We start from the raw sequence: 26,765 nt of genomic DNA on the forward strand, positions 1-26,765 counted from the left end.
GCCCCATCCTACCGAGAGGCGGGAGGCTACCTGAAGATGATGGTGCGGGCGCCGTCGAGCAGGACCCGGTGCTCGGCGAACCAGGTGACCGCCTGGGTCAGGGTGCGGCTCTCCTCGTCCTGTCCGATGGCGACGAGTTCGGCCGGGCTGCGCGAGTGGTCCACCCGCACGACGTTCTGCTCGATGATCGGACCCTCGTCGAGGTCGCCCGTGACGAAGTGGGCCGTCGCCCCGATCAATTTCACCCCGCGGGCGTGCGCCTGCTTGTAGGGGTTGGCGCCCTTGAACCCGGGCAGGAAGGAGTGGTGGATGTTGATGGCGCGGCCTTCCAGCAGCGTGCAGAGTGCGGGGGAGAGGATCTGCATATACCGGGCGAGCACCACGAGCTCGATGTCGTACTCGGTGATGGCATCGACGACGCGAGCCTCGAAGGCCGCCTTGCCGGCGGCATCCGTCACCGGACGCGACTCGAACGGCACCCCGTAGAAGCCGACCAGGTCGCGCAGCGTGCCGTGGTTGCTCAGCACCAGCGGAACCTCGATAGGTAGCTGGCCCCCGCGCTGGCGGAAGAGCATGTCGTTGACGCAGTTTCCGGCGGTTGAGGCCAGGATCAGGGTGCGCTTGGGACGCCCGACGACGTCGATGACGGATTCCATGGCGTATCTGCGCACGACCGGGGCGAGCTCGTCCTCGAGATCAGCCTGGCTCGCCGCGGATTCCACCTGCAGCCGCATGAAGAACCGGCCGGTGTCGGCGCTGGTGAACTGCTGGCTCTCGGTGATGTTGCCGCGCGCCCGCACGATCGCGCCGCTGACCGCGTGCACGATACCCGGCTGGTCGACGCAGACGAGAGTGATCACCCAATGGTGGCGCGGGTGCGGTGCGAGGGAAGAGGTCATCGGACTAGGTTACCGGCCCCCTGCCGCACACTCGGCCCGTCGGCTAGGCTGGAAAGCGGTCGGCGCAGCACGCCGGCCCCGGGCGCGCACGTCGGCGCGCAGTCGATCCGGACCGGCCCGCGGCACACCCGCGCTGCCCCTGTTCCCGTCTGTGAGCCACAGAGCCATGTCATTCACCGCACCCATCAACCTGCCCTCGCTGGAAGCGCCGGAAGCGCCGCACGCGCCGGAGAGCATCGCGGCCGCCGCCCGACCCTTCCCCTGGGTGGGCCTGCTCGCCCTGGCCGCCGCCGTCTTCCTCTCCGTCACCTCCGAGATGCTTCCGACGGGCCTTCTACCCGACATGAGCCGGGCGCTCGGGGTCACCGAGGGACAGGTCGGCCTGCTCGTTTCCTGGTTCGCGTTCACCGTGGTGCTCACGAGCACCTCGCTCGCCCACCTCACCCGCCGCCTGCCGCGGCACGGCCTGATTGTGCTCGTGCTCGTGGTGCTGGCGATCAGCAATGTGCTCACCGCCATCGCCCCCAACTACGCCTTCATGGTCGGCGGGCGCATCATCGGCGGAATGGCCCATGGCCTGTTCTGGGCCGTCGTCGGCGCCTACGCCGCGCACCTCGTGCCGCGGGAACAGATCGGCCGTGCCGTGGCCATCACCGTCTCGGGCGGCACGCTTGCCTTCGTGTTCGGGGTGCCCATCGCCACCGCCGCCGGGCACCTGCTCGGCTGGCGGCTGTCGTTCCTGGCCCTCGCCGCCCTCATGCTGATCGGCGCGGTCGTCGTCTGGCGGTTCCTGCCGCCGGTGTCGCACTATGGTGCTCGCGTGACGGATGCCACGGCAAGCGATCCGACCGCGGCCGGCAACGCGGGGGCCGCCGCCGCACATGCCGCCACTGCTATCGCTGAACCGCGTCGCGACCCGACCATGCGCGCCGTGATCCTGCTTTCCGTGATCACCGGCCTGACCATGGTCGGGCATTACACGTTCTACACGTACATCGCCCCATTCCTGATCGACGAGATGGGCGTGGACTCCGGCGCGGTCGCCCCGCTCCTGTTCGCCTATGGGATTGCCGGCGCGGTCGGCCTGGTGCTCTCCGGCACGGTCTTCGGCCCCCGGCCGCAGCTCGGGCTCGTCATCGGCATCGCCGTGTCGGCGCTGAGCGTGACCGTGCTGGCCCTCTTCGCGGCGACGCTGCCGGTTGCCATCACCGCCTTCGTGCTCTGGGGTCTGGCCTTCGGCATGCTGCCGCCGCTGCTGCAGACGCGGCTGCTGCGTACGGCCTCGCTCCGCATCCGTGACACCGCCAGCGCCATCTACACGACCGCGTTCAACGCCGGGATCGGCGGTGGCGCCCTTCTCGGCGCCGCGCTGCTCGGCTCGGCCGGAATGCAGGCCGTGCCGCTGGTCTACGTCGGAATCCTGGTGCTGGCCTTCGTGCTGGTGATCGTCAGCGACGTCGTCGTGCGCCGCCGGGCGGCCTGACCGGCGGCGTGTCGACCTGAAACGGCTGAGACGACACGATTGCGGGGCGCGGAAGCATCCGCACCCCTCAATCGTGTCGGTTCACCGGCCGCCGGTGTACGGGACCGCTGCGAGGATCTCGATCTGAATGCTGACGTTGGTCGGCGTCGTGTACGCGACGGTGTCGCCGACGTGGGTTCCGATGATGGCCTGGCCGATCGGTGATGAGGGGGAGTACACGTCTACCTTCACCTCAGGGTCGAGGGAGACAAGTTCACGCTCGCCAAGGAGGAACACGGTCGCCCGAGTGTCGCCGGAGAGCATCGCGGTGATCCTCATCCCGGGCTCGACCAGGCCGTCGTCCGGTTTGACCGAGGCCTCGGCCTGGCGGAGGGTCGTGCGCAGCTCCCGGATTCGCTCGGACGTGGCCGCGTTCGGGGTGGGGTCGCTGCCCAGCACAGCGAGTTCCTCGATCAGGAGGGCGAGCGAGCGGGGTGGCAGCCACACCGATTCGGTGGTCATAGAGTTCTCCGTAAATCGCGAGGCAATCTGCCGCGCAGTGATCAATCGGCCATGCTAGCCGCCCCGGCTCCACGCATGGGGGAATCGGCGATCGGTGGCGTGGCGGCTACTCCTCGCGGTCGGTGTCCTTCCGGTCGGCGCCCCGCAGCTGGTCCGACAGCGGGCGGCTGGGAAGGATCGGCACCTGGCCGGTGAACCCCTCGCGGGCGCTCGCGATCTCGAGAATGCGGCCGCGGCAGGCGTACCAGCCCACGATCAGCAGCGGGATGATGATCACGAGCGAGCTGATCGTGAGCGTGCCGACCGGCCAGTCGAAGGCCATCAGCACGAGCACGGCGACGAGGAAGACCAGGCTGGCGTACCCCGAATACGGTGCTCCGAACATCCGGAACGCCGGTCGCCGCAGGATGCCGAGCTTCGACCAGGCGTGCAGGCGCAGCTGGCAGAGCACGATCATGCCCCAGGCGCTGATGATGCCGATGGCGGCCATGTTCAGCACGATCTCGAAGGCCCTGTCGGGCACGACGGCGTTCAGGGCGACGCCCAGCAGGGTGACCACGCCGGTGAGCAGGATGCCGCCGAACGGCACACCCGTGCGGCTCACCTTGCCGGCGAAGCGCGGCGCCGATCCCGCCAGCGCCATCGACCGCAGGATGCGCCCGGTCGAGTACAGGCCCGCGTTGAGCGAGGACAGGGCCGCGGTGAGCACAACCAGGTTCATGATCACGTCGACGCCGCCGACGCCGATCGTGCCGAAGAACGTCACGAACGGGCTCTCGCCGGCCTTGTACGCGGTGTAGGGCAGCAGCAGGGAGAGCAGCAGGATCGAGCCCACGTAGAAGACGGCGATGCGGATGATGACGGTGTTGATCGCCTTCGGCATCACCTTCTCCGGGTTCTGGGTCTCCCCGGCGGTCGTGCCGACCAGCTCGATCGAGGCGTAGGCGAAGATGACGCCCTGCACCACGAGAACGGATGCGATCAGCCCGTTCGGCAGCCAGCCCCCGTTGTCCCCGATCAGGCTGAAGCCCGTCTCCTGGCCGGGGATCGGCGTGCCGAAAATGACCATCCAGGTGCCGACCAGCAGGAAGGCCACGATGGCGAGCACCTTGATCAGCGCGAACCAGAACTCGAGTTCGCCGAACACGCTCACTGACAGAAGGTTCAGGGAGAGCACGACGGCGAGGGCGGCGAGCGCGTACAGCCACTGCGGCACATCACCGAAAGGTGCCCAGTACTTCGCGAAGAAGTTCATGTACAGCGCCACGGCCGTGACGTCGACGATGGCGGTCATCACCCAGTTCAGCCAGTACAGCCAACCGGTGACGAACGCCGTCTTCTCGCCGAAGAACTCGCGGGCGTAGGAGACGAACGAGCCCGACGAGGGGCGGTGCAGCACGAGTTCGCCGAGCGCGCGCAGGATCAGGAACGCAAAGAAACCGCAGATCGCGTACACGAAGACGAGGGAGGGCCCGGCGATGGCCAGGCGTCCGCCTGCCCCGAGGAACAGGCCGGTGCCAATGGCCCCGCCGATGGCGATCATCTGCACCTGGCGGGCCTTGAGGCCCTTGTGCAGCCCCTCATCCTCGTGCACATTGAGGGCGTCCGAGATGTGCTCGAACGGCGTCTCCACGCCACGACCGTGGTACTCGGGATGGTCAGGTTTAAGGGGGAGTTGTGGTCCCCGGCTTGCACGCGTCATGGGGCTCTTCCGATAGATCCGGTTTTGGCCAACCCTAGCCGCCCGCGCACGGGGCCGGCGTCCACGGCCTCCGGTAGACTGAATCCGACATTCTGACTTCACGAGAGCCGGGAGGCCGCATGGCGACAATCCTCCTGACGTTTGCTGCCCTGTCCGCGCTCACCCCGATCCTTACGCGGTGGCTCTCGCTGCGTGTTTTCTACGTCATCGCATTGCTCCCCGCGACCGTCTTCGGCTATACCCTCACCCAGACCCGGGCCGTGTCGACCGGCGGAGCGATCACCGAGAGCGTCCCGTGGATTCCCGCGTTGGGTATCTCGCTCTCGTTCCGCGTCGACACCCTCGCCTGGCTGCTCGCCCTCGTCGTGACCGGGGTCGGCGCGCTCGTGCTGGTCTACTGCGCCCGCTACTTCAGCGCCGACGAGCCGGCGCTCGGGCGCTTCGCCGCGGTCCTGCTGGCGTTCGCCGGCGCGATGTACGGCCTGGTGACATCCGACGACATCGTCGTCATGTTCATCTTCTGGGAGATCACGAGCGTGCTCTCCTACATTTTGATCGGGCATTACACGTTCAAACGGGCGAGCCGCGGCGCCGCCCTGCAGGCGTTGCTGGTGACCACCTTCGGCGGGTTGATCATGCTGATCGGGGTCGTCATCCTCGCGGTGGAGGCCGGAACCACGTCGCTCGCAGCGATCGTCGCCGACCCCGTCACCGGCCCGGCTACCACCTGGTCGGTGCTGCTCATCCTGGTCGGCGCGCTGTCTAAGTCCGCGCTCGTGCCCTTCCACTTCTGGCTGCCGGCCGCGATGGCGGCGCCCACCCCGGTGAGCGCCTACCTGCACGCGGCCGCGATGGTCAAGGCCGGCATCTACCTGGTGGCGCGCCTCGCCCCTGGCTATGCCGACACGCCGGGCTGGATGCCGGTGCTCGTCACCCTCGGCGTCGTCACCATGCTGGTCGGCGCGTGGCGTTCGCTGCGCCAGTACGACCTCAAGCTGGTGCTCGCCTACGGCACGGTCAGCCAGCTCGGGTTCCTGATGGTCGTCGTCGGCTTCGGCACCCGGGACGCCGCGCTCGCCGGGGTGGCATTGCTCCTCGCCCACGCCCTCTACAAGTCGGCGCTGTTCCTGACCGTCGGCATCATCGACCACCGGGCCGGCACCCGCGACTGGCGACAGCTCTCCGGCGTGGGGCGCAACGCGCCCGTGCTGGCCGTGATCGCCCTGCTATCGGTCGCATCTATGGCCGGTATCCCGCCGCTGCTCGGCTTCGTCGCCAAGGAGTCCGTGTTCACGGCATTCCTCGAGGCAGGCCTGGCCGGCGACGGATGGGGCTGGGTGGCCCTGGTCGGCACCGTGGTCGGCTCCGTGCTGACGGTCGCCTACAGCGCCCGCTTCTTCTGGGGTGCCTTCGGCACCCGGGTCAGCCTCGCAGACACCGCCCTGCACCCCGCCCGCTGGGACTTCCAGCTGGCGCCGGGACTGCTCGCCGTGGCCACCCTCCTGCTCGGCCCCCTCGTCTTCCTGCTCGACCCGGTGCTGGTCTCCTACGCCGACACCGTTCCCGGCGGCGGCGACTACCACCTCGCGCTCTGGCACGGCTTCGAACCGGCGCTCGCCCTGAGTGCCGTTGTTCTCCTGCTCGGCGCCGTGCTGTTCTGGAAGCGGCCGGGCGTGGCCCGGCTGCAGGGCACGGTGCCGGCCTACATCGACGCCGGTCAGGGCTACGGCTCCACCGTGCGCGGCATCGACCGGGCCGCGGCGCGCATCACCCACTTCGCCCAGCAGGGCGGGTTGCCGCAGTACCTGTCCACCATCCTCGTCGTCTTCGTGCTGGCCCTGGGCTTCGCGGCCTTCGTCAACCGCAGCTGGCCCGAGGAGGTCGTGCTCTGGGACTACCCGGGCCAGGTCGTGATCGCCCTCATCATGGGCATCGCGGCGGTGATGGCGGCTCGCGTCGGTGAGCGCATCACTGCCGTGCTGCTGGCCGGCGTCACGGGCTACGGCCTCGTCGCGTTCTTCGCCTTCCACGGCGCTCCCGACCTGGCCCTGACGCAGGCCCTGGTCGAGACGATGACCATCGTCGTCTTCGTGCTGGTGCTGCGCCGGCTGCCGCAGAAGATCGCCCAGCACGCCCGGCCGATGCACCGGCGGCGGCGCGTGCTGATCGGCGTGCTGGTGGGCGCCGTGATGGGCACCATCGGCGTGATCGCGCTCGGTGCACGGGAGGCCCCAAGCATCGCGGCGGAGCTTCCGCGCCTCGCGGTCGAGGAGGGGCACGGACGCAACATCGTGAACGTGATGCTCGTGGACATCCGTGCCTGGGACACGATGGGTGAGATCTCCGTGCTGATCGTGGTGGCCACCGGCGTCGCCAGCCTCCTCTTCGTCTCGGGCCGCAACGCGGTCGTGCCCCGGCTGCTCGATTCCCGCAAACGCCGGTCGCTGCCGCACCGTCGCAAGGTCGTCGCCGACCCGGCCGCGTCCTCCGAGGGGCATGCGGTCACTCGCCAGTCCTGGCTCCTGGCCGGCCGTACGGTTGCCGAGAAGGACCGGTCGATCATGCTCGAGGTGCTCGTGCGGCTGCTGTTCTACCCGGCCATGATCGTCTCCGTCTACCTGCTCATCGCCGGCCACAACGCGCCCGGCGGCGGCTTCGCCGGTGGCCTGATCGCCGGGCTGGCGCTCGTCTCCCGCTACCTCGCGGGAGGCCGCTACGAGCTGGGCGAGGCGGTACCCGTCGATCCCGGCAAGATCCTCGGGCTCGGCATCGTGCTGGCGGTCGGGATGGCCGTGGTCTCGCTCTTCTTCAGCGGCATCCCGCTTGAATCCGCCTACTTCGAAACCACGGTACCCGTGCTCGGCCCCCTTTCTTTCGGCACGTCCACCATCTTCGACATCGGCGTGTACCTGGTCGTGGTCGGTCTCGTGTTGGACATCCTGCGCAGCCTCGGCAGCGAAGTCGATCGACAGCAGGAAGCCGGCGAGACCGAGCCGCACCCGCAGTCCGAGCAGGGCGCGGTGGTAGCCGGATGAGCGCCTCCCTCACTCTCGTGATCGTGATGGCGGTCCTGTACGCCGCCGGCGTCTACGTGATGCTGGAGCGCAGTCTCACCCGGGTGCTGATCGGATTCCTGCTGGTGGGCAACGCCACGAACCTGCTGATCTTCATCATGAGCGGCCGCCCCGGCAACGCGCCCATCGTCACCGGCACGGCCGCCGACGCTGCGATGGTCGACCCGGTGCCCCAGGTGCTCATGCTCACCGCCATCGTGATCAACTTCGGCATCACGGCGCTCATCCTCGCGCTGATCTACCGGTCCTGGTGGCTGGCCCGGCTGGGCGACGAGGGTGACACGGTCACCGACGAGCATGCGGCCGAGACCGTGGCAAGCACGGAGGAGTCCTTCCGCTCGGTCACCGAGGACGAGGCAGCCAGCCAGGAAGACCTCGATGCGAGCGAGCGCGAGAGCGAGCTCGGTGCCCCTGCCAACGCGCCGGACAAGGGGATGAAGCTATGAATCTCCTCGTGCCTCTGGTCGTCACCATCCCGCTGCTCGGAAGCGCTCTGACCCTCGCCCTCGGCCGCCGTCGCCCCCAGCAGATCGTGGTCAGTGTGATCGCCCTGACGCTGGTGGCGTTTATCGGCGCGGTCCTGCTGGCGCAGGTCGATCAGACCGGCCCCGCCGTCGTGCACGTGGGCGGCTGGGATGCGCCGTGGGGCATCGTGCTCGTCGTCGACCGGCTCTCGGCGATCATGCTTCTGGTCTCCGCGCTGATGCTGCTCGGCGTGCTCCTGTTCGCCGTGGGGCAGGGCATCGTGGACGGAGACCGGGAAACCCCGGTTTCGATCTTCCATCCCACCTATCTCGTGCTGGCGGCCGGGCTGTTCAACGCGTTCATCGCGGGGGACCTGTTCAACCTCTACGTTGGTTTCGAGATGCTGCTCTCGGCTAGTTACGTGCTGTTGACGCTCGGCGGAACGGGTGCGCGCATCCGTGTCGGTGTCACCTACATCGTGGTGAGCCTGGTCTCCTCCATCCTGTTCCTCAGCGCGATCGCCCTGATCTTTGGGGCCACGGGCACCGTCACTATGGCGCTCATCGCCGAGCGGGTGGCGGACCTCCCGCCGGACGTGCAGCTGATCCTCAACCTGCTGCTCCTGCTGGCCTTCTGCGTGAAGGCCGCAGTGTTTCCGCTGTCGTTCTGGTTGCCCGACTCCTATCCCACGGCCCCGGCGCCGGTCACTGCGGTGTTCGCGGGGCTGCTCACGAAGGTCGGAATCTACGCGATCATCCGCGCTCAGACCCTGCTCTTCCCCGAGAGCCCGCTGTCGGTGCCGCTGATGGTGGTGGCGTTGCTGACCCTGATCGTGGGCATCCTCGGGGCGCTCGCGCAGGCGGACATCAAGCGGCTGCTGTCGTTCACGCTGGTGAGCCACATCGGCTACATGATCTTCGGCATCGCGATGGGCACGCCGCTGGCGATCGCGGCCACCATCTTCTACGTCGTGCACCACATCACGGTGCAGACGACCCTCTTCCTCTGCGCGGGGCTGATCGAGCGGGTGGGCGGCACCACCTCGCTGGCCCGGCTCGGCGGACTGTTGACGGCGGCGCCGTTCGTGGCCTTCCTGTTCTTCGTTGGGGCGCTCAACCTCGGCGGCATCCCGCCGTTCTCGGGCTTCCTCGGCAAGATCGCCCTCTTCCAGGCCGGCGCGGACATCGCCGAACCGGTGACCTACATCCTGATGGGCGCCGGCGCCGCCACCTCGCTGCTCACGCTCTACGCCCTGGCCCGCGTCTGGAACATCGCGTTCTGGCGGGGGGCCGGCGAGGTCGAGGACTACGAGTCGCCGATGCTCGATGCGCTCCTGGACGACCCGGACGACGAGGGCACGGTCACGACGCGCACCATCTCGCCGCTGATGACCGGCGCGACGACGGCGCTGCTGCTGCTGACCGTCTCACTCACCGTGTTCGCCGGGCCGGTGTTCGCGTTCACCACCCGCGCGGCGGCCAACATCGAGAACCCGGCCACGTACATCGACGCCGTCTTCCCGAACGGCACGCCATGAGCACCCCGAAGCAGCGCCTCGTCGCCATCGCCAACCAGGCGCCGCTGTTCCTGGGGCTCGTGCTGCTGTGGATGCTGCTCTGGGGCTCGTTCTCCTGGCTCAACCTGCTCACCGGCACGCTGCTGGCCACCCTCGTCTCCGTGGGCTTCTACCTACCGGCCGTGGAGCTGGGTTTGCGCCTTAACCCGTGGTACGCCGTGCTCTACCTGATCCGGCTCGGGTTCGACATCGTCCGGGGCTCGCTGCAGGTGGCCGTCCTCGCGCTCTCCCCGCGCTACACACCCAGCAACGCGATCGTGGCGGTGCACCTGCGCACCCGCAGCGACTTCATCCTGACGCTGACCGGGGTGTCGACGTCCATCGTTCCCGGGGCGATCGTGGTCGATGTGGACCGAGTGCAGTCCACCCTCTATCTGCACGTGCTGAACGTGGCGCATCCGGAACAGGTGGAGCGGTTCCGGAACGGCGTGCTGGCCGAGGAGCGGCGGATCGTGATGGCCCTCGGGTCCCGGGAAGACGTGGAACGGCTCCACCGGGTGAGCGACGAGGACCGGAGTGAGAAAGACCAGCGCGCACGCGACCAGCATGCGAAGGAGAAACTGAAGCGGGGAGGAACCGCCTGATGCACATCGTTGCCGTCATTGCCGGGGTGCTGTTCGGGGCCGGTGCCCTGTGCGCCCTCTATCGAATCGTGCGGGGACCGACCGTGCTGGACCGGGTGATCGCCTCGGATGTCCTGGTCGCGACCGTGATCTGCGCCATGGGTGCGGAGATGGCATTCAACCGGCACACCGACACGCTGCCGGTGCTGCTGGTCCTCGCCCTCTTCGCGGTGCTCGGCTCGCTGAGCATCGCCCGCTTCCTGCCCGTGCGGGATACCGAATGACCGACGAACTGCGCGACGTGATCTCGGCTGTCCTGGTGCTCGCCGGGGCCGTGATGTGCTTCGCGGCCGGAATCGGCGTCATCCGTTTCCCCGACGTACTATCGCGGCTGCACGCCGCCACCAAACCGCAGATCTTCGGCCTCATGGCGATCACGGCCGACGTCGCTCTGAACAACTTTACCGTGGGCACCGTCACCCTCGTCATGGCCATCGTCGTGTTCCAGGCGTTGACCGCCCCGGTCGCAGCGCACATGGTGGGCCGGGCCGCCTATGACACCCACCATGTGCGTGTCGATGTGCTCATAATCGATGAGCTCGGTACCCGGCCCGACTGATAAGATCGTCTCTGTCGCGACTGGCGTAGCACGAAAGATGGGTCACCATCGGGGAGCGACTGACACGGTTAGTGACCGCACGCCTGGGCCACGACGATTGATCATCACGTCGTTAAACAAGAAGTCTGAGGAGACCCCGTGCCCGAATCCGTGCCATCCACCGTTCTGCGGTCCACATTCAATGAGCCCCTTGAGGTCGTCGACCCCGAGATCGCCGCCGTTCTCGAGCAGGAGCTCGGACGCCAGCGCGACTACCTCGAGATGATCGCCAGCGAGAACTTCGTGCCGCGCGCTGTGCTGCAGTCGCAGGGCTCCGTGCTCACCAACAAGTACGCCGAGGGTTACCCGGGACGCCGCTACTACGGCGGCTGCGAGTACGTGGACGTCGCCGAACAGCTCGCCATCGACCGGGCCAAGTCCCTCTTCGGCGCCGCGTACGCCAACGTGCAGCCGCACTCCGGCGCCACCGCGAACGCCGCCGTGCTCTCGGCCATCGCGACGCCCGGCGACACCATCCTCGGTCTGGAACTTGCCCACGGCGGCCATCTCACCCACGGCATGAAGCTCAACTTCTCCGGCAAGCTCTACAATCCCGTCGCCTACGGCGTCGACCCGACCACCTTCCTGGTCGACATGGACGTCGTGCGCGAGACGGCACTCGAGACCAAGCCCAAGGTCATCATCGCCGGCTGGTCCGCCTACCCGCGCCACCTCGACTTCGAGGCCTTTCGCAGCATCGCCGACGAGGTCGGCGCCCTGCTCTGGGTCGACATGGCCCATTTCGCCGGACTCGTCGCCGCCGGCCTGCACCCGTCGCCGGTTCCCTACGCGGATGTCGTGTCCACCACCGTGCACAAGACCCTCGCCGGTCCCCGCTCCGGTCTGATCCTCTCGCGCGACATGGCGCTGGCGAAGAAGCTCAACTCCAACGTGTTCCCCGGCCAGCAGGGCGGCCCGCTGATGCACGTGATCGCCGCCAAGGCGACCGCGTTCAAGCTCGCGGCCGAGCCCGAGTTCAAGGAACGTCAGGAGCGCACCCTGCGCGGTGCCAGCATCCTCGCCGACCGTCTGATGGCGGATGATTCGCGCGCCGGCGGCGTCGACGTGCTCACCGGCGGCACCGACGTGCACCTCGTGCTCGCGGACCTCCGCAACTCGCCGATCAACGGACAGCAGGCCGAGGACGCCCTGCACGCGGTCGGCATCACGGTCAACCGCAACTCGGTGCCGTTCGACCCGCGCCCGCCGATGGTCACTAGCGGCCTGCGCATCGGAACCCCTGCCCTGGCCACCCGTGGCTTCGGCGACGAGGAGTTCACGGTCGTCGCCGACGTCATCGCCGAGGCGCTCAAGCCCGACGCCGACATCGAGGGCCTCCGCGCCCGCGTCAAGGTGCTTACCGAGGCCTTCCCGCTGTACCCCGGTCTGCAGCAGTAACGTCCGCCGCGCACCCGGCCGCCCTCGACCCGGGTGTCAACGCCACAGGCTCCGCACCCTGGCGTACGGCCTGTGAACGAATTCGACGGAGATTTTGCTGCGAAAGCCCGCTGGAGGCATCTGTCACCGGCGTGTTGCCCAAAATCCCCGTCGGATTCGCACGCGCCTTCGGCACCTGCGCACCTTCGGCACCTGCGCACCTGCGCACCTGCGCACCGGAGCACCGGAGCACCGGAGCACCTGCAAACGTCAGAACGACCGACTGAATGGATCCACAATGACGGCAATAACCCTCGACGGAGTCACGACCGCCTCCGTGGTCAAGACCGAGCTCATCGACCGGATCGCGGAGCTGCGCGCGCACGGGATCGTGCCCGGGCTCGGCACGCTCCTGGTCGGCGATGACCCGGGCTCGCGCTCGTATGTCGCGGGCAAGCACCGCGACTGCGCCGAGATCGGCATTGAATCGATCCGGGTCGACCTGCCCGCGTCGGCGACCAGCGCCGATGTGCGCGCCGCAATCGCCGACCTGAACTCCGCCCGCGAGGTGACCGGCTACATTATTCAGCTGCCGCTGCCGGTCGGCCACAACGACAACGCCATGCTCGAACTGATCGACCCGTCGAAGGATGCCGACGGCCTGCATCCGACGAACCTCGGCCGCTTGGTGCTCGGCATCGAGGGCGAGCTGGACTCGCCGCTGCCCTGCACTCCGGCCGGCATCGTCGAGCTGCTGCGCCGCTACGACGTGCCGATCGTCGGCCAGCGCGTCGTCGTCGTCGGGCGCGGCCTCACCGTCGGGCGCCCGCTCGGACTGCTGTTCACCCGCAAGGGTCTGGATGCCACCGTCACCCTGACGCACTCCCGCACGGTAGACCTGCCCGGCGAGGTGCGGCGCGCCGACATCGTCGTGGCCGCCGTCGGCGTGCCGCACCTGATCCAGGCGGACTGGGTGAAGCCCGGCGCCGCCGTGCTCGACGTGGGCATCACCCGGGTGACCGACCCGATCACCGGCAAGGGCACCCTGACCGGTGACGTGCACCCGGGTGTCGCGAACGTCGCCGGCTTCCTGTCCCCTAATCCACGCGGCGTCGGCCCGATGACCCGTGCCATGCTGCTGTGCAACGTGGTGAAGGCAGCCGAGCTGTCGATCAGCAGGTAGTCGGGCGCCACGGGCGGTCGCCTCGTAACGGTCGCCTCTCGGGGCTCGCGCAGGTGGCCGTGCGGGCGAGGCTCGGTGGTGCCGCCGTCGCGGCGCACGCTGTGGAAGCCGGCGCACGGTATTCCCTGCACCGTGAGCCGTAGCCCGCGCCGCGAGCGTGAGGCAGACCGGCTCAGCGCTGCGGCAGCGCCGTCACCGAGGCGTGCAGGTCGCAGTGACGCAGATACTCCGCTGCGTTGTGGCCGAGGCCGGCCACCTCCTCATCCGTCAGGGGCCGCCGCACCTTGGCGGGAACGCCGGCGACCAGCGATCTGGGCGGGATGACGGTGCCCTCGAGCACGACAGCTCCGGCGGCGACGAGGGACCCGGAACCGACGACGGCGCCGTTCAGCACCGTCGCCATCATGCCGATCAGCGAGCCGTCCTCGACCGTGCAGCCGTGCAGCACTGCCCCGTGCCCGACGGACACATTCCGGCCGACGATCAGCGGGAATCCGTGGTCCACGTGGCAGGAGACGTTGTCCTGCAGGTTGGAGCCGGGGCCGATCCGGATGGGTTCCGCCTCGGCGCGCAGCACGGCGTTGTACCAGACGCTGGCGTGTTCGGCCAGGGTGACGTTGCCGACGACCACGGCGCCCGGGGCGACGTAGGCGGTCTCGGCCACGACCGGTCCGGGTCGGTCGGGCAGGGTGATGATGCGGGCGGCGCTGTCGGCAGTCATACGCGTCAGCCTATCGGGCTGCCTCGCGTGCAGGCTCTAGGATTTCGGCATGGTCAATTCCGCGCATCCGTCCGTCGATCGGGTTCGGGAGGCTCTCCGCGCCCACGGCCTGGACCCGGAAATTCGCTGGTTCGACGATGCGGCCACAACCGCCGCCGCCGCCGCGGAGGCGCTCGGCATTTCGCGCGGCGCCATCGCGAATTCGCTCGTCTTCACCCTCGATGGTGAGCCGTTGCTCGTGCTCACCTCGGGGGCTCACCGGGTCGATGCGGCGTGGCTGGGGGACAGACTGGGCGGCACGATCGGACGTGCCTCGAAGGATGTCGTCAGGCAGGCCACCGGTCAGGTGATCGGCGGGGTCGCGCCGCTGGGACATCCGTCGCCACTGCGCACCCTGGTCGACGTCGCCCTCGCCGAATTCCCGGTCGTCTGGGCGGCTGCGGGCCACGCGCACACCGTGTTCCCGACCACGTTCGACGAACTCGTGCGAATCACCGGCGGCGAGCCCACCGCCGTCTCGCCCTAGATCCCGACGGCCTGATCTCCGCCACTCGCGCACCGCCGGGCCGGGAGAATGGCTCCCTCGCCGGTGGGCAAAGTCACAGTTCGGCGGCGTACGGCGACGGATGCCCGGCACGTCCCGGGCGCGACCGGCACTGAACATAGACTCGGCAGAGTTGCACCTCTGATCACTTCGATGGCGAAAAATTCACAAAGGATGCTCAATGCGCGCTCGACATGCTCTCCCGGCCCTGGCCGCCGTGGCCGCCCTCCTGCTTACCGCCTGCGTGGACAACTCCACTCCGACGACTGGCGTCACGGAGGGATCCGCGGCCGAGGTGGTGACCACCGACGAGGAGGCCGCCGCGCTCCTCCCGGAAACGACCGCGACCCCGGGCAAGCTCGTCTTCGGCACCAGCCCGAATTACGCGCCGAACGAGTTCAAAAACGACGCCGGTGAACCGATCGGCTGGGCGATCGACCTGAGTGATGCGATCGCCGCCAAGCTCGGGCTCGAGGCCCAGTACACGGTGGCCAAATTCGAGAACATCATCCCGAATGTCGTCGGCGGCAAGATCGACGTCGGCATGTCGTCCTTCACCGACACGGCGGAGCGTGAAAAGCAAGTCGATTTCGTGAACTACTACCTCGCAGGCATCCAGTGGGCCTCGCCCGCGGGCACGACCGTCGACCCCGACGATGCGTGCGGACTCAAGGTCGCCGTGCAGTCCACGACCTACCAGGACACCGTCGAGATCCCGGCGAAGAGTGACGCCTGCGTCGCCGCCGGCAAACCGCCGATCCAGAAGATCCCCCTCGACACGCAGGATGCCGCGGCGAATGCCGTCGCGCTGGGCCAGGCCGACGCTTTCAGCGCCGACTCCCCGGTCACCCTCTACGGGATCGCACAGTTGACGGGCAAGCTGCAGACCGCGGGAGAGACGTTTGAGGCGGCACCATACGGTATGGCCGTGCAGAAGGATTCCGGGATGGCCGAGGCCGTGCAGGCTGCGCTGCAGTCGCTGGTCGACGACGGCACCTACGAGGCGATTCTGGACGACTGGGGGGTCGTCGACGGCGGCCTCGACACGATCACACTCAACGCCGGCGCGAGGGGCTAGGCACGTCGCCGCCGCTGGGCGCCGCCTCGACCCCGGGCACCGGTTTCGGCCGTCGCGTGCGTGGCTAACTCAGGAGATCCCCGCCGAACCTCGTTCGCACCCGCACAGGTCTGTGGATGCGCACGGGCGGCGGCACGACTTCTCCTGAATTAGCCACGTGGGGCGAGTTCCCGCTGTGTTATTGCTCCCGCGCCGCCCCGTCGGCCGCGCGCACCACGAACAGGTCCGGGGCCGCGAAGCCCCGGGCTGCGAACGCGGCCGTGACCGCCGCCGTAACCGCGGGGATCAGGGCGCGCGGGGTAAGGGCGATGGCGGCGCCGCCGAAGCCGCCGCCGGTCATCCGGGCGCCGATTGCCCCGGTGCCGCGCGCGGTCTCCACGGCGAGGTCGAGTTCGGGCACGGAAATCTCGAAGTCGTCCCGCATTGACAGGTGCGAGGCGTCCAGGAGGGCGCCGATCGCGGTCGGTCCCTGCTCGCGCAGGGTGCGCACGGTGTCCTGCACGCGCTGGTTCTCGGTGACCACGTGCCGCACCCGGCGGAACGTCTCGTCGTCGAGCACGTCGGCGGCCCGGCCGAGGTCGTCCACGGTGAGGTCGCGCAGGGAGGGGACCCCCAGCATCCGTGCACCCAGTTCGCAGGATGCCCGACGCGAGGCATACCCGCCGGTCGAGTGCGCGTGGCTTACCCGCGTGTCGATGATCAGCAGGTCGAGGCCGGCCCCGTCGAAGCCGAGCGGGATCACCTCGGCCTCGAGGGTGCGGCAGTCCAGGAAGACGGCGGAGTCGGCCTCGCCCAGCAGGGACGCGGACTGGTCCATGATGCCGGTGGGAGCCCCGACGGCCCGGTTCTCGGCCAGCTGGCCCACCCGGGCGAGCATGCGCCGGTCGAGTCCGAGCTGCCAGAGGTCGTTCAGGGCCACGGCAACCGCACTCTCGATCGCGGCGGAGGACGACAGTCCGGCCCCGATCGGCACGTCAGAGTCGATGAACACGTCAAATCCGGGCCGGGTGGCCAGGTCGGCGCCGAACTGGCCGAGGGCCCAGGCCACGCCGAGCGGGTACGCCGACCAGCCGGCCAGGTTCTCCGGAGTCAGGTCGTCAAGGGAGAGCTCCACCGTTTCCGCGGCGAACGAGCTCGCCACCCGCAGCTGGCGGTCGCCGCGCAGGCCGAGCCCGACGAGCGTGCGCCGGTTGATCGCGAAGGGAAACACGAACCCGTCGTTGTAGTCGGTGTGCTCGCCGATCAGGTTGACGCGGCCGGGGGCCGACCAGAGTCCGGCCGGGGCCGCGTCGAAGCGGCTCGTGAAGCCATCCGTCACGGTCTGGATGAGATCGGTCATGCGTGGGCCTGCCTTTCGAGTGTGGTGCTGCTAGCGGGAACGGATGCCGCGGCGCCGGCCGCCGCTTCGGTCGCGTCCGTCCCGGCGGAGCGTTCGACCGCGCGGCGAATGTTGTCGGCCGCCTGCTCGGGCGTGACGTCTCCGATCCATGCGCCCATGGCGGCCTCCGACCCGGCCAGGAACTTCAGTCTGTCTGCGGCCCGGCGAGGACTCGTCACCTGCAGCATCAGCCGGATCTCGTCGCGGCGCACCGAGACCGGGGCCTGGTGCCAGGCCGCGATATACGGCGTCGGGGTGTCGTAGAGGGCATCGATGCCGCGCAACAGCCGCCGGAAGAGCACGGCGAGCTCATCGCGCTCAGCCAGGCTGGTCGCCGCGAAGTCGGGCACGTGCCGGTGCGGCAGCATGTGCACCTCGATGGGCCAGCGCGCGGCGAACGGCACGAAGGCGGTCCAGTGCTCGCCGGTCAGAATGACCCGGCCCCCGGCCTGCTCGCTGGCGAGGATGTCCGCGAACAGGTTTGGTCCGTACTGGTCGAGGGAGGCGATCACGCGCTGGGTGCGCGGCGTGACGTAGGGGTAGGAGTAGATCTGGCCGTGCGGGTGGTGCAGCGTGACGCCGATCGCCTCGCCGCAGTTTTCAAACGGGAAGACCTGTTCCACGCCGGGTAGCTGTGACAGGGCGTACGTGCGCTCGGCCCAGGCCTCGATCACCGTGCGGGCGCGCACGACCGACAGGCTCGCGAACGAGCCCTCGTTCTCGGGGCTGAAGCAGACGACCTCGCAGCGGCCGACCGAGGTGCGGACGCGGTTCAGTCCGATGGTGTTCAGGTCGTCGAGCCCGGCGGGGGCGTCGGCGTCGGTGAGGAGGGGCCCGAACGAGGGCGACTTGTTCTCGAACACGGCCACGTCGTAGTTGCTGGGCACCTCTGACGGGTTCCCCGGCGTCGACGGGGCGAGCGGGTCCAAGTGCGCGGGCGGCAGGAACACGCGGTTCTGGCGGGCGGCGGCGATCGAGACCCATTCGCCGCTGAGCGGGTCCTGGCGCATCCGGGCGGTGGCCGGGCGCGGGTCGAGTTCGCGCAGGTCGGCCGCCCGATCCGGTGGCAAGCTGGACTGCGGGTCATCGAAGTAGATGAGGTCCCGGCCATCGGCGAGGGTGTGGCGGTGACGGATGATGCCGGTGTCGGCTACGAAGTCTGGTGTGTTCATGGCGAAAACAACGTTATCTGATTTGCACATGTGAAACCAGGTCTTTCAGGTTGATAACCAAAGTAAACTAAGTGAAGATTGGGTATGGCTTCTCGCGAATCGACCGAATCGACCGAATCGACCGAATCGACCGCCACGGCCGACCTCATCGACGTGAGCGACCGGCCCGGCGACCGCGACACGCTCCCGGCCCACCAGCGGCGGGAGCAGATCCAGCGCCTCGTCGGGGAGCGCGGTTTCGTACGAGTGCGCGAGTTGCGCGAGGCGTTCGGAGTGTCCGGCGTCACGGCGCGGGCCGACCTCGACGTGCTTGAGTCCGCCGGGACGGTGCAGCGCGTGCACGGCGGGGCGGTTCCGGCCGCGCCACTCAGCGGCCGCCCGCTGCGGGAGTTCTCCTTCGAGGAGGCCCTCGCGTCATCCGTGCTGCCCAAGCAGCAGATCGGCGTGCTCGCCGCGGCCCTCGTCACGAGCGGGCAGAGCATCCTCCTCGACGTCGGCACGACCACCCTCTCTATCGCCCACGCGCTGCTGGCCCGCACCGATCTGACCGACGTCGTCATCATCACGAACGGGCTCAGCATCGCCCTCGCCCTCGAGCCGGCCATCCCTCGGTTCACCGTGATCGTCACGGGCGGTTCGCTCCGCCCGCTGCAGCACTCCCTGGTCGAGCCACTCGCACGGACGGTGCTCAGCCAGGTTCACGCCGATTTGGCTTTCATCGGCTGCAACGGCGTCGATGCCGGCTATGGGGTCACGAACATCAACCTCCCCGAGGCTGGGGTCAAAACGCTCATGCTGGCCGCCGCGACCCGGGCGGTCGTCGTGGCCGACGCCTCCAAGCTCGGCCAGGTGCACCTCGGGCAGGTCGGCCCGCTGCGCGCGTTCGACACCCTGGTGACGGATGCCGCGGCCGACGAGGTCATGCTGGCGCCCCTCCGCGAGGCCGGCCTGACCGTTCTGCAGCCGGAGTAGGTTGACACTATGCGCGCTGCAACGGGTTTCCAGTATGAGTTGAGGGTAGCCACGCCGAGTGGGCCTGCGCTGGCGATCGTCACCGAGGTGGCCGCCGGCCTCCGGCTGTATTCCGTGGACGGCATAGACCTCGTCGAGCCGTTCGCGCCCGAGGCCACCCCACCGTGGGGCGCCGGCATCGTGCTGATGCCGTGGCCCAACCGCATCCGGGACGGCCGCTGGCGGCACCAGGGCGTCGTGCAGCGCCTGCCGCTCACCGAGCCGGAACAGCAAAACGCGATCCACGGCCTGCTTCGGTATTCGTCCTATCGCATGCTCGACCGCAGCCCGAGTTCGGTCACTCTGGCCGCCACGGTCTTTCCGCAGGCCGGATACCCGTTCCTGCTCGACACGACCGTGCGGTATGCGCTCACCGACAACGGTCTTGCGGTCACCCACACGGTGCGGAACGTAGGCCGGGACGCGGCCCCGGTAGCGCTCGGCGCGCATCCGTACCCGAAGATCGGCGGCGTTCCCACCGAGGACCTCGTGCTCACGATCGCGGCGCGCACCCATATCGACGTCGACGACCGGCAAAACCCCGTCGGGGAATCTTCCGTCGTCGGCACCAGGTTCGACCTGCGCACGGGGTGCCGGGTGGGCGACGTCGATCTCGACGACGGCTTCGGCGGGGTGGGGCCTGAGGCTCCCGAGGTGCGGTCCGACGTGACCGGCGAGGAGTCCGGCACCGCCAGCGTGGCCTCCTTGACCGCGCCTGACGGCCGCAGCGTCACGATCTGGGGCGACCGGAACATCCGCAACGTTCAGGTCTTCACGCCGCGCAACTTCCCCTTCCCGGGGCCGGGCGGCCCGTTCCTGGGCCTGGCGGTGGCGATCGAGCCGATGACGGCCCCTGCGAATGCCTTCAATTCGGGCGCGGGGCTGCGCTGGGTCGAACCAGGGGAGTCGTGGTCTGTGCGCTGGGGCATCCGCCACCAGGGATTCCGCCTCTGACCCGGCATCACCGCGCCCATCACGGTCCGACGGGCAGAGAGACGGGGTGTCCGCCTCGCGGCGGTCACCCCGTTTCACGGCTTGCCGGCTACGAAAGGACGTCCTTGACCAGGGCCTCGTTCTCGGTGTGCGACCAGAGGGAGTGCAGGTAGCCGACGAGCAGGAGCACGAAGGGCAGGGACACGAGCACCCAGCCGATCGGGCTCAGGCACCACGATGACATCGTCGGGTCCACGCCCTCGGCCACCGTGCCGGCGAGGAGCCCGAAGCGGCTCATCAGCAGGTACTCGCCGAGGATCAGACCGATGGTGGCCAGCACCGGGGCGATGATGGTCTGGACCACGTTCTCGCTGCCCGCATTGCGGTGGAAGAACGCGATCACCGCGATGCAGACGAGGATCTCGATCAGCACGATCGCCACCACGGCGAGACCGCTGAACCAGTAGAACATGTTGAGCACCGGGTCGAGCCGGAAGACGGCGAAGGTGACGATGACGAGATCCGTGAGGACCGACGTGGCGAGGGAGGCGGTGCTCGGGGCGCCGCGACCGTTGACGTGGCTGAGCGGCGCGGGCAGCGCGCCGCCGCGGCCGAGGGCGAAGAGGTACCGGCTGGCCGCGTTCTGAAAGGCCAGCGGTCCGGCGAACAGGCTCGAGATCACCAGGACGCCCATCACGGTGGCCATCCACGGTGCCACGTACTGGGTCGCGAGGGAGAAGAGCACCGCGGCCGGGTCGGCCAGGGGAACCCCGTCGAGACTCGACAGCTCCACGGTCTTCTCGACGACCGAGGATGCACCCATTCCCGTGACCATGGCGAACGCCGTCAGGGCGAACAGCGCCGTGATCACTCCGACCGCCAGGTAGGTGGCGCGGGGGACCACCGTCTTCGGGTCCTTGGATTCCTCGCCGTAGATTGCGGTGGCCTCGAAGCTGATGAAGGACGCGAACGCGAAGGCGAACGCGATGCCCGCCGAGCCGGCCAGCCCGCCGGCGAGGATCGCGGCCGGGTTGAACGAGGCCCAGAAGTTCAGGCCCTCCGGCCCGCCGTCGGCCAGGATGGCGACCGAGGTGACGACCAGTGCCAGGAGTTCGAGCAGCATCAGCACGCCGAGCACCTTGGCGCCGACGTCCACGCTCACCAGGGGAGCAGGGCGACCTGGGCGCCGAGCAGTCCGCCGAAGAACCCGTAGATCGCGAGCTGGATGGCGAGGTAGGCGAGGATCGAGACGAAGGCCGACGCGCTGCCGAGCTGGTGGCCGAGGCCTCGGCCGATATAGGCGAAGAAGGCTCCGGCATTGGTGACGCGCTGGCTCATCGCGGCATAGCCGACGCTGAACAGCAGCAGGGTGACGCCCACCACGAGGTAGGCGCCCGGGGCGGCCGCGCCGTTACCGAGAACGATCGCGACCGGGACCGCACCGGTCATGCCCACGAGCGGTGCGGCCACCGCGACCACGAAGAAGACGATGCCGATCACACCGAGGCGTCCCGTGCGTAGGGTGGTCCGGGAGTCGGACTGAGGGGTACTGCGAGTGGTCGTCATGGGTTTACTCCTCATTGAGTTGACGAGTGCGTGAGTTGACGAGTGCGTGAGTCGACGAGTGAGTGAGTTGACGAGTGCGTGAGTTGACGAGTGCGTGAGTTGACGAGTGCGTGAAAACGAACGGATGCCGCGAAAAACCCGTGCGGCTAGCTGCCGTAGTGCATCCAGACGCCCTTGACCTGCGTGTACGCGTCGATCGAATCCGGACCCATCTCGTTGCCCCAGCCGCCGGTCTCGAACCCGCCCCACGGCGCGGCCATATCCGGCACCGGTGGCATGTTTACGAAGTTCGCACCGGCACGGATGCCGTTGGCCAGGCGGTGTGCCTTCTCGAGGTCCTTCGTCCAGACCGTGGCGGCGTGCCCATAGTCGGTGTCGTTGGCCCGGTTGATGAGCTCCTGCAGGTCGTCGTCATCGTCGTAGGACATGATCGAGAGCACCGGCCCGAAGACCTCGTCGGTCGCGATGGCCATGTCGTCGCGCACACCGGCGAACATCGTCGGCTGGAAGAAGAAGCCGACCTCGCCGGCCCGGGCGCCACCGGTCACGAGTTCCGCGCCCTCGGCACGGCCGACCGTGACCATCCGTTCGACGTGGTCGAGGTGTTTTTGAGAGACCAGAGGACCCAGCTGGGTGCTGGGGTCCATCCCGGCGCCAAGCTTCATGCCGGAGACCCCGGCCGCCATTTTCTCAACGAATTCGGCCTCGCGCTTCTTGTTGACATAGAACCGCGTGTAGGCCGCGCAGACCTGCCCGGAATTGAGCGTGCCGCCCGCCAGGTTGCCGCCGACGGCCGCGTCGATGTCGGCGTCCGCAGTGGTGATGGAGGGGGCCTTGCCCCCGAGTTTGAGAGTGATCTTCTTGAGGTTCGAGGCGGCGGAGCCGGCCTGCCTGCCTACATCGAAGCCGACCGCGACATCGACGGCCAGGACATCGTGCTCTGGCACACGTTCGGCCTCACCCACTATCCGCGCATCGAGGACTGGCCGATCATGCCCGTGAACACCGCTGGTTTCAAGCTGAAGCCCGGTGGCTTCTTCGACCGCAGCCCGGTGCTCGATGTGCCGCCGTCGACGCCCGTCGAAGAGGGACACTGCCACTGCTGAGTGTGCAGCGCGCCGGGGTCGAGGGAAGACGGGTTTCCCTCCCCGGCCCCGATCCGGCAGTCTGGGAGGATGGCCGAGAAGATGAGGCAGAAAGACCAGACCGAGACCGGTCCACGTGCAGCACGGGCGGCGGCCGCCGCCCGGCCGCCGCTGAGCCTGCCGGACGCCGTGCGCCTGACGGCCCTGATCCGCATGAAGCGGCTCGCCATCGGCCTGCTTCTCCTGATGGCGGTAGTGTTCGCCACCTCGTTCGCGCTGCAGGAGAGCTACCCGTGGCTGCAGTACGTGCGCGCCGCGGCCGAGGGCGGCATGGTCGGCGCCGTAGCGGACTGGTTCGCCGTGACGGCCCTGTTCCGGTACCCGCTGGGCCTGCGCATCCCGCACACGAACATCATCGCCAGCCGCAAGGACGAGATCGGGGCCAGCCTGGGTGAATTCGTCGAGACGAATTTCCTCTCCGAGGCGGTCATCCGTGGCAAGCTCGAATCGCTGGGTGCGTCCCGTCGGCTCGGCGCGTGGCTCTCCCAGGAGGAGAACGCGCGTCGGCTCACCGACGAGGTCGCGGTGGCGGGCGCCGGTCTGCTCAACCTGCTCAGCGACGATGCGATCCAGGAGCTGATCGAAACCGTGGCCCGCGAGAACCTGCTGAAGCCGGAGTGGGGTCCGACAATCGGGCACGTGGGGGCGCGGCTGGTCGAGTCGGGGCAGCAGCACGCCGCCGTCGACCTGCTGCTGGAACGGGCCGAGGGCTGGCTGTTGGAGCATCCGGAGGCCTTCGGGCGGGCCGTGTCCCAGCGCCTGCCGACCTGGCTCCCCGGTTTCGTCGACAAGCTGGTCGACGACAAGGCGCACCGGGAGGTGCTCGCCTTCGTGGCCACCGCGCGTGCGGATGCCGCGCATCCGCTCCGCCAGGCCATCGATCGTTACCTCGTCGAGGTGATCGACGACCTGCAGCACGAGCCGGCGATGATCGAACGGGTGGAGGCGCTCAAGCTCGAACTGCTCGACAGCGCCCGGCTGCGCGATTTCGCGAGCAAAACCTGGGAGGCCGTGAAGGTCTCCCTGACGGCGGCGCTGAACGACCCCTCGAGCGGGTTGCGCACGGGCATCCGCTCGACCGTCATGGAGGTCGGCGGGAGACTGTCGGCCGACCCGGCCCTCGGCGCCCGCGTCGACCGGTGGCTGGCCGACAGTGCAAGCTACATCGTGCGCCGGTACCGGCACGAGATCGCCGAGGTGATCACCGAAACCGTCGCGCGGTGGGACGCGGCCGAGACGGCCGAGAAGATCGAACTGCAGATCGGAAAGGACCTCCAGTTCATCCGCATCAACGGCACCGTGGTGGGCGCGCTCGCCGGCCTGGTCATTTTCGCGCTCGCCCAGGCCGTTGTGGCACTGGTGTGACGCGGCCCTGGACTCTCGCCCCGAATGGGGGATACTTGAAATTCGGTCTTGGATACACCCTTGTGTCTTAGCAACAAAGGGGCATCTGTGCGGGAACTCATACGATGGGCGCTGGCTCCCGCCATGCGCACCTGGGCCGCCGCGTCCGAGCGCGGCTTCGGCGATGTCCCCATGCCCACGGATGCTCCGCAAGCGCACTCCGCGGGCATTGATCCCGACCGGATCCTCATCCTCGGTTCGGGGCTGGCGGTCGGCCGCGGGGTCGTGAGCCACAACCTGGCCCTGCCCGGCTCGCTCGCCCGCGCCCTGTCCGCGCAGACCGGCCGCGGGGTCGACGTCGACCTCATCGCGAATTCCCGCATGACCGTCGCCACGGCCCTCCTCGAGCTGACCGGGGTGCGGCTCACCCGTTTCGAAGCGATCGTGCTGGTCCTGGGCGTGAACGAGGCCGTGAACTTGGTCTCCGCCCGGGCCTGGCGGCGCGATCTGGCGAATCTGCTCCGGTTCCTCACGGCGTCATCGCCCCGCAGCACCCGCATCATCGTGGCGGGAATCCAGCCCATCCGGTCGATCCCGGTGTTCGATTCCAGGCTCGGAAATCTGGCGGACCACCACGGCCGGCTCCTGAACCGGGTGACGGTACGGCTCGTCGCCGACAGCAGCGACGGGGTCGCGTTCGTACCGTCCAGTGCGGCGCCGACGCCGCCGCCGGGCCGATACCGGTCCACGGATACGTATGCGCACTGGGCCGACGTTCTCGCCTCCCGGATGGCGCCGCTCCTCGGCGCCGACCGGGTCGCGACCCCTGACGCCGAACCGGTGCCCTCCGACGACCAGGCGAGGGCGAAGGAGGCGCGGCGCCAGCTCGCGGTCGACCAGCTCGGGATCGTCGACACCCCGCCCGAGGAGCGCTTCGACCGCATCGCGGCACTGGCGCGCACCCTGTTCGGCACCCAGTCCGCGGCGCTCACGGTGATCGATGGCGATCGCCAGTGGCATAAGGCCCGCATCTGCGTGGCCGATGCCGAGTCGCCGCGGTCCAATTCGTTCTGCGAGGTAACCATCACGGGCACCGCGGCTATGGTGATACCGGATGCCCTCCTCGACGACCGCTTCCGAGACAATCCACTCGTGGTGGGCGAGCCGAAGATCAGGTTCTACGCCGGATTCCCGATCGAGTCGCCGTCGGGGGAGCTCATCGGGGCTCTCTGCGTGTTCGACTCGGAGCCGAGGGCGGCAGGGACCGTCGACCTCGTGCTGTTGCGCGAGTTGGCGCTGATGGTGCAGCGAGAACTCGCAAGCCCGTTCACCGCCGAGTAGCGGACGCGCCCGTAGACGCGCCCGTAGACGCACCCGTAGACGCACCCGTAGACGCACCCGTAGACGCACCCGTAGACGCACCCCTAGGCGGCGTGGGCGACACCGGCGGGTGCCGATCCGGGCGACAGGCGCGTGCGCGGGGCCGCGCCGATCACGGCGTTGTCCGGAACCCGCAGATCGCGTTCGACGACCGCTCCGGGGCTGAGCCGTGCCCCGCGACCGATCCGCACATAGCTGCCCAGCCGCGCTGCGCTGCCGACGACGGCGTCCGCGCCGACGTGCACGTTCTGGCCGATGAACACGTGAGAACCGATGACCGCGTCCTGGTCGATCCAACTGCCGGGGCCGATCCACGCCTCCGCCCCGACCCGCGCGCCGCTCTCCACGTAGGCGGTTCGGGATACGAACGCCTCGGGGTGCACGCGTGCGCTGGGGGACACCAGTCCGCGTCCGTTGGGGTGACGCCGGTACCGGGTGATGATCCCGGTCTCGATTTCAACTTCTTCATTCACTCTGCCCACGGGGCCTCCTTCTCAGGTCGCCGGCATCGGGCATGCCGGCACCATGTCAGAGAAGTATGGAGGAGCTACCCGAACGCCGCCCGAATCATCGCTGGGTGCTCGCCGGGAGTCCGGAGTCGATGCTGGGCCCACGCGAGACCCGGGTCTGCACCGACGCTGATCCTGTGAGTGGGCCCCGTCGGGCTCGAACCGACGACCCAAGGATTAGAGTTCGTCGGTTTTCACGAGTTTGTTCGGGATAGATATGCCTGCTGATCATCATATGGTGACAGGGAAGCGCCTGGTTTTGCCTAGCGCGCTGTTGCGGTGAATGTTCGGGATAGATTCGGGGTTGTCAGCGCAGTCGGCTCGCGATTTCGTTGTTGTTCCACGCCGTCTGGCGCAGTCGTGCAGCGCACAGTGTTCGTTGAGAGACCTCCGCTGTAGCGTTTCAAGCGTGGTTATTCTTGGGCTCGTTATGACACTTTGTGGTGCCGCGATCAGCGCGGCGGGAGCGGTATGGCTTCTCTGCGGCTTCAGCCCATCTAACT

The 26,765-nt window shown here is 68.6% G+C and carries 25 protein-coding genes, 1 pseudogene and 1 riboswitch; of the genes and pseudogenes, 16 read left to right on the plus strand and 10 right to left on the minus strand.

Going from position 1 to position 26,765, the window contains the following annotated elements; genetic code table 11:
• Positions 1-26: 26 nt before the first annotated feature.
• The gene (locus E3O47_RS00190) at positions 27-899 is read right to left on the minus strand and encodes a formyltetrahydrofolate deformylase (RefSeq protein WP_134419257.1); all 873 of its coding nucleotides are present in this window, start codon (positions 897-899) and stop codon (positions 27-29) included.
• 166 nt (positions 900-1,065) lie between these two features.
• On the opposite strand from E3O47_RS00190, the gene E3O47_RS00195 reads away from it, so the two are divergent.
• Positions 1,066-2,382: an MFS transporter gene (locus E3O47_RS00195; RefSeq protein WP_104100181.1), complete on the plus strand. Its 1,317-nt coding sequence runs from the start codon at positions 1,066-1,068 to the stop codon at positions 2,380-2,382.
• An 81-nt stretch (positions 2,383-2,463) separates the two neighbouring features.
• Here E3O47_RS00195 and E3O47_RS00200 read toward each other — a convergent pair whose 3' ends face one another.
• A complete protein-coding gene (locus E3O47_RS00200) occupies positions 2,464-2,883 on the minus strand; it encodes a GreA/GreB family elongation factor (RefSeq protein ID WP_104100180.1) in 420 nt (139 codons plus the stop codon).
• A gap of 106 nt (positions 2,884-2,989) precedes the next feature.
• A complete protein-coding gene (locus tag E3O47_RS00205) occupies positions 2,990-4,516 on the minus strand; it encodes an amino acid permease (protein ID WP_241986021.1) in 1,527 nt (508 codons plus the stop codon).
• 188 nt (positions 4,517-4,704) lie between these two features.
• Between E3O47_RS00205 and E3O47_RS00210 the strand changes: the two genes are divergently transcribed.
• The 8 genes from E3O47_RS00210 (at position 4,705) to E3O47_RS00245 (ending at position 13,481) form a co-directional block, all read left to right on the plus strand.
• Positions 4,705-7,620 (plus strand): Na+/H+ antiporter subunit A, encoded by a 2,916-nt coding sequence (locus tag E3O47_RS00210; protein WP_134419260.1) that lies wholly within the window; start codon positions 4,705-4,707, stop codon positions 7,618-7,620.
• Positions 7,617-8,105, plus strand: coding sequence for an NADH-quinone oxidoreductase subunit K (locus E3O47_RS00215; protein WP_104100177.1), 489 nt, complete (start codon positions 7,617-7,619; stop codon positions 8,103-8,105). Before E3O47_RS00210 ends, E3O47_RS00215 begins: the two co-directional genes overlap by 4 nt.
• A complete protein-coding gene (locus E3O47_RS00220; RefSeq protein WP_134419261.1) occupies positions 8,102-9,661 on the plus strand; it encodes a Na+/H+ antiporter subunit D in 1,560 nt (519 codons plus the stop codon). The genes E3O47_RS00215 and E3O47_RS00220 overlap by 4 nt, the downstream gene beginning before the upstream one ends.
• The gene (locus tag E3O47_RS00225; protein WP_134419262.1) at positions 9,658-10,284 is read left to right on the plus strand and encodes a Na+/H+ antiporter subunit E; all 627 of its coding nucleotides are present in this window, start codon (positions 9,658-9,660) and stop codon (positions 10,282-10,284) included. Before E3O47_RS00220 ends, E3O47_RS00225 begins: the two co-directional genes overlap by 4 nt.
• Positions 10,284-10,547 (plus strand): monovalent cation/H+ antiporter complex subunit F, encoded by a 264-nt coding sequence (locus E3O47_RS00230; RefSeq protein ID WP_134342227.1) that lies wholly within the window; start codon positions 10,284-10,286, stop codon positions 10,545-10,547. Before E3O47_RS00225 ends, E3O47_RS00230 begins: the two co-directional genes overlap by 1 nt.
• Positions 10,544-10,882, plus strand: coding sequence for a monovalent cation/H(+) antiporter subunit G (mnhG, locus tag E3O47_RS00235; protein ID WP_134373853.1), 339 nt, complete (start codon positions 10,544-10,546; stop codon positions 10,880-10,882). The genes E3O47_RS00230 and mnhG overlap by 4 nt, the downstream gene beginning before the upstream one ends.
• 6 nt (positions 10,883-10,888) lie before the next feature.
• Positions 10,889-10,978, plus strand: a riboswitch (ZMP/ZTP riboswitch).
• Positions 10,979-11,020: 42 nt separating this feature from the next.
• A complete protein-coding gene (glyA, locus tag E3O47_RS00240; protein ID WP_104100172.1) occupies positions 11,021-12,319 on the plus strand; it encodes a serine hydroxymethyltransferase in 1,299 nt (432 codons plus the stop codon).
• Between the two features lie 277 nt (positions 12,320-12,596).
• Positions 12,597-13,481 (plus strand): bifunctional methylenetetrahydrofolate dehydrogenase/methenyltetrahydrofolate cyclohydrolase, encoded by an 885-nt coding sequence (locus E3O47_RS00245; protein WP_134419263.1) that lies wholly within the window; start codon positions 12,597-12,599, stop codon positions 13,479-13,481.
• A 172-nt stretch (positions 13,482-13,653) separates the two neighbouring features.
• Here the strand turns inward: E3O47_RS00245 and E3O47_RS00250 are convergent, their stop codons facing one another.
• The gene (locus tag E3O47_RS00250) at positions 13,654-14,202 is read right to left on the minus strand and encodes a gamma carbonic anhydrase family protein (RefSeq protein ID WP_134419264.1); all 549 of its coding nucleotides are present in this window, start codon (positions 14,200-14,202) and stop codon (positions 13,654-13,656) included.
• 49 nt (positions 14,203-14,251) lie between these two features.
• Between E3O47_RS00250 and E3O47_RS00255 the strand changes: the two genes are divergently transcribed.
• Together E3O47_RS00255 and E3O47_RS00260 are read left to right on the plus strand one after the other, a co-directional pair.
• On the plus strand, positions 14,252-14,728 hold the full coding sequence (locus tag E3O47_RS00255; RefSeq protein ID WP_104100169.1) for a YbaK/EbsC family protein: 477 nt from the start codon (positions 14,252-14,254) through the stop codon (positions 14,726-14,728).
• A 199-nt stretch (positions 14,729-14,927) separates the two neighbouring features.
• A complete protein-coding gene (locus tag E3O47_RS00260; protein WP_104100168.1) occupies positions 14,928-15,824 on the plus strand; it encodes an ABC transporter substrate-binding protein in 897 nt (298 codons plus the stop codon).
• A 178-nt stretch (positions 15,825-16,002) separates the two neighbouring features.
• Here E3O47_RS00260 and galK read toward each other — a convergent pair whose 3' ends face one another.
• Together galK and galT are read right to left on the minus strand one after the other, a co-directional pair.
• Complete coding sequence (galK, locus tag E3O47_RS00265) at positions 16,003-17,163, minus strand: galactokinase (RefSeq protein ID WP_104100167.1); 1,161 nt, start codon at positions 17,161-17,163, stop codon at positions 16,003-16,005.
• A complete protein-coding gene (gene galT, locus E3O47_RS00270; protein ID WP_134419266.1) occupies positions 17,160-18,374 on the minus strand; it encodes a galactose-1-phosphate uridylyltransferase in 1,215 nt (404 codons plus the stop codon). Before galT ends, galK begins: the two co-directional genes overlap by 4 nt.
• 84 nt (positions 18,375-18,458) lie before the next feature.
• On the opposite strand from galT, the gene E3O47_RS00275 reads away from it, so the two are divergent.
• Positions 18,459-19,346, plus strand: a complete 888-nt coding sequence (locus tag E3O47_RS00275; protein WP_134419267.1) for a DeoR/GlpR family DNA-binding transcription regulator — start codon at positions 18,459-18,461, stop codon at positions 19,344-19,346.
• A gap of 9 nt (positions 19,347-19,355) precedes the next feature.
• The gene (locus tag E3O47_RS00280; protein ID WP_134419268.1) at positions 19,356-20,339 is read left to right on the plus strand and encodes an aldose 1-epimerase family protein; all 984 of its coding nucleotides are present in this window, start codon (positions 19,356-19,358) and stop codon (positions 20,337-20,339) included.
• 88 nt (positions 20,340-20,427) lie between these two features.
• Here E3O47_RS00280 and E3O47_RS00285 read toward each other — a convergent pair whose 3' ends face one another.
• The 3 genes from E3O47_RS00285 to E3O47_RS00290 all read right to left on the minus strand — a co-directional run bounded on the left by E3O47_RS00285 (position 20,428) and on the right by E3O47_RS00290 (position 22,849).
• Positions 20,428-21,480 (minus strand): APC family permease, encoded by a 1,053-nt coding sequence (locus E3O47_RS00285; protein ID WP_241980767.1) that lies wholly within the window; start codon positions 21,478-21,480, stop codon positions 20,428-20,430.
• On the minus strand, positions 21,477-21,884 hold the full coding sequence (locus E3O47_RS16320; RefSeq protein WP_241986022.1) for a hypothetical protein: 408 nt from the start codon (positions 21,882-21,884) through the stop codon (positions 21,477-21,479). The genes E3O47_RS00285 and E3O47_RS16320 overlap by 4 nt, the downstream gene beginning before the upstream one ends.
• A 146-nt stretch (positions 21,885-22,030) precedes the next feature.
• Positions 22,031-22,849 (minus strand): aldehyde dehydrogenase family protein, encoded by an 819-nt coding sequence (locus E3O47_RS00290; protein ID WP_241986030.1) that lies wholly within the window; start codon positions 22,847-22,849, stop codon positions 22,031-22,033.
• Here E3O47_RS00290 and E3O47_RS00295 point away from each other — a divergent pair.
• The 3 genes and pseudogenes from E3O47_RS00295 to E3O47_RS00305 all read left to right on the plus strand — a co-directional run.
• A pseudogene (locus E3O47_RS00295) lies at positions 22,760-22,990 on the plus strand (histamine oxidase); the annotation flags it as partial. The gene E3O47_RS00290 and the pseudogene E3O47_RS00295 sit on opposite strands and share 90 nt — an antisense overlap.
• A gap of 69 nt (positions 22,991-23,059) precedes the next feature.
• Complete coding sequence (locus E3O47_RS00300) at positions 23,060-24,394, plus strand: DUF445 domain-containing protein (protein ID WP_241986023.1); 1,335 nt, start codon at positions 23,060-23,062, stop codon at positions 24,392-24,394.
• A gap of 87 nt (positions 24,395-24,481) precedes the next feature.
• Complete coding sequence (locus tag E3O47_RS00305; protein ID WP_134419269.1) at positions 24,482-25,714, plus strand: GAF domain-containing protein; 1,233 nt, start codon at positions 24,482-24,484, stop codon at positions 25,712-25,714.
• Positions 25,715-25,797: 83 nt separating this feature from the next.
• Here E3O47_RS00305 and E3O47_RS00315 read toward each other — a convergent pair whose 3' ends face one another.
• A complete protein-coding gene (locus E3O47_RS00315; RefSeq protein ID WP_104100163.1) occupies positions 25,798-26,235 on the minus strand; it encodes a hypothetical protein in 438 nt (145 codons plus the stop codon).
• Positions 26,236-26,765 lie beyond the last annotated feature (530 nt).

Origin of the sequence: Cryobacterium sp. TMT2-17-1 (assembly GCF_004402765.1) — a bacterium.
GTDB classification, from domain to species: domain Bacteria; phylum Actinomycetota; class Actinomycetes; order Actinomycetales; family Microbacteriaceae; genus Cryobacterium; species Cryobacterium sandaracinum.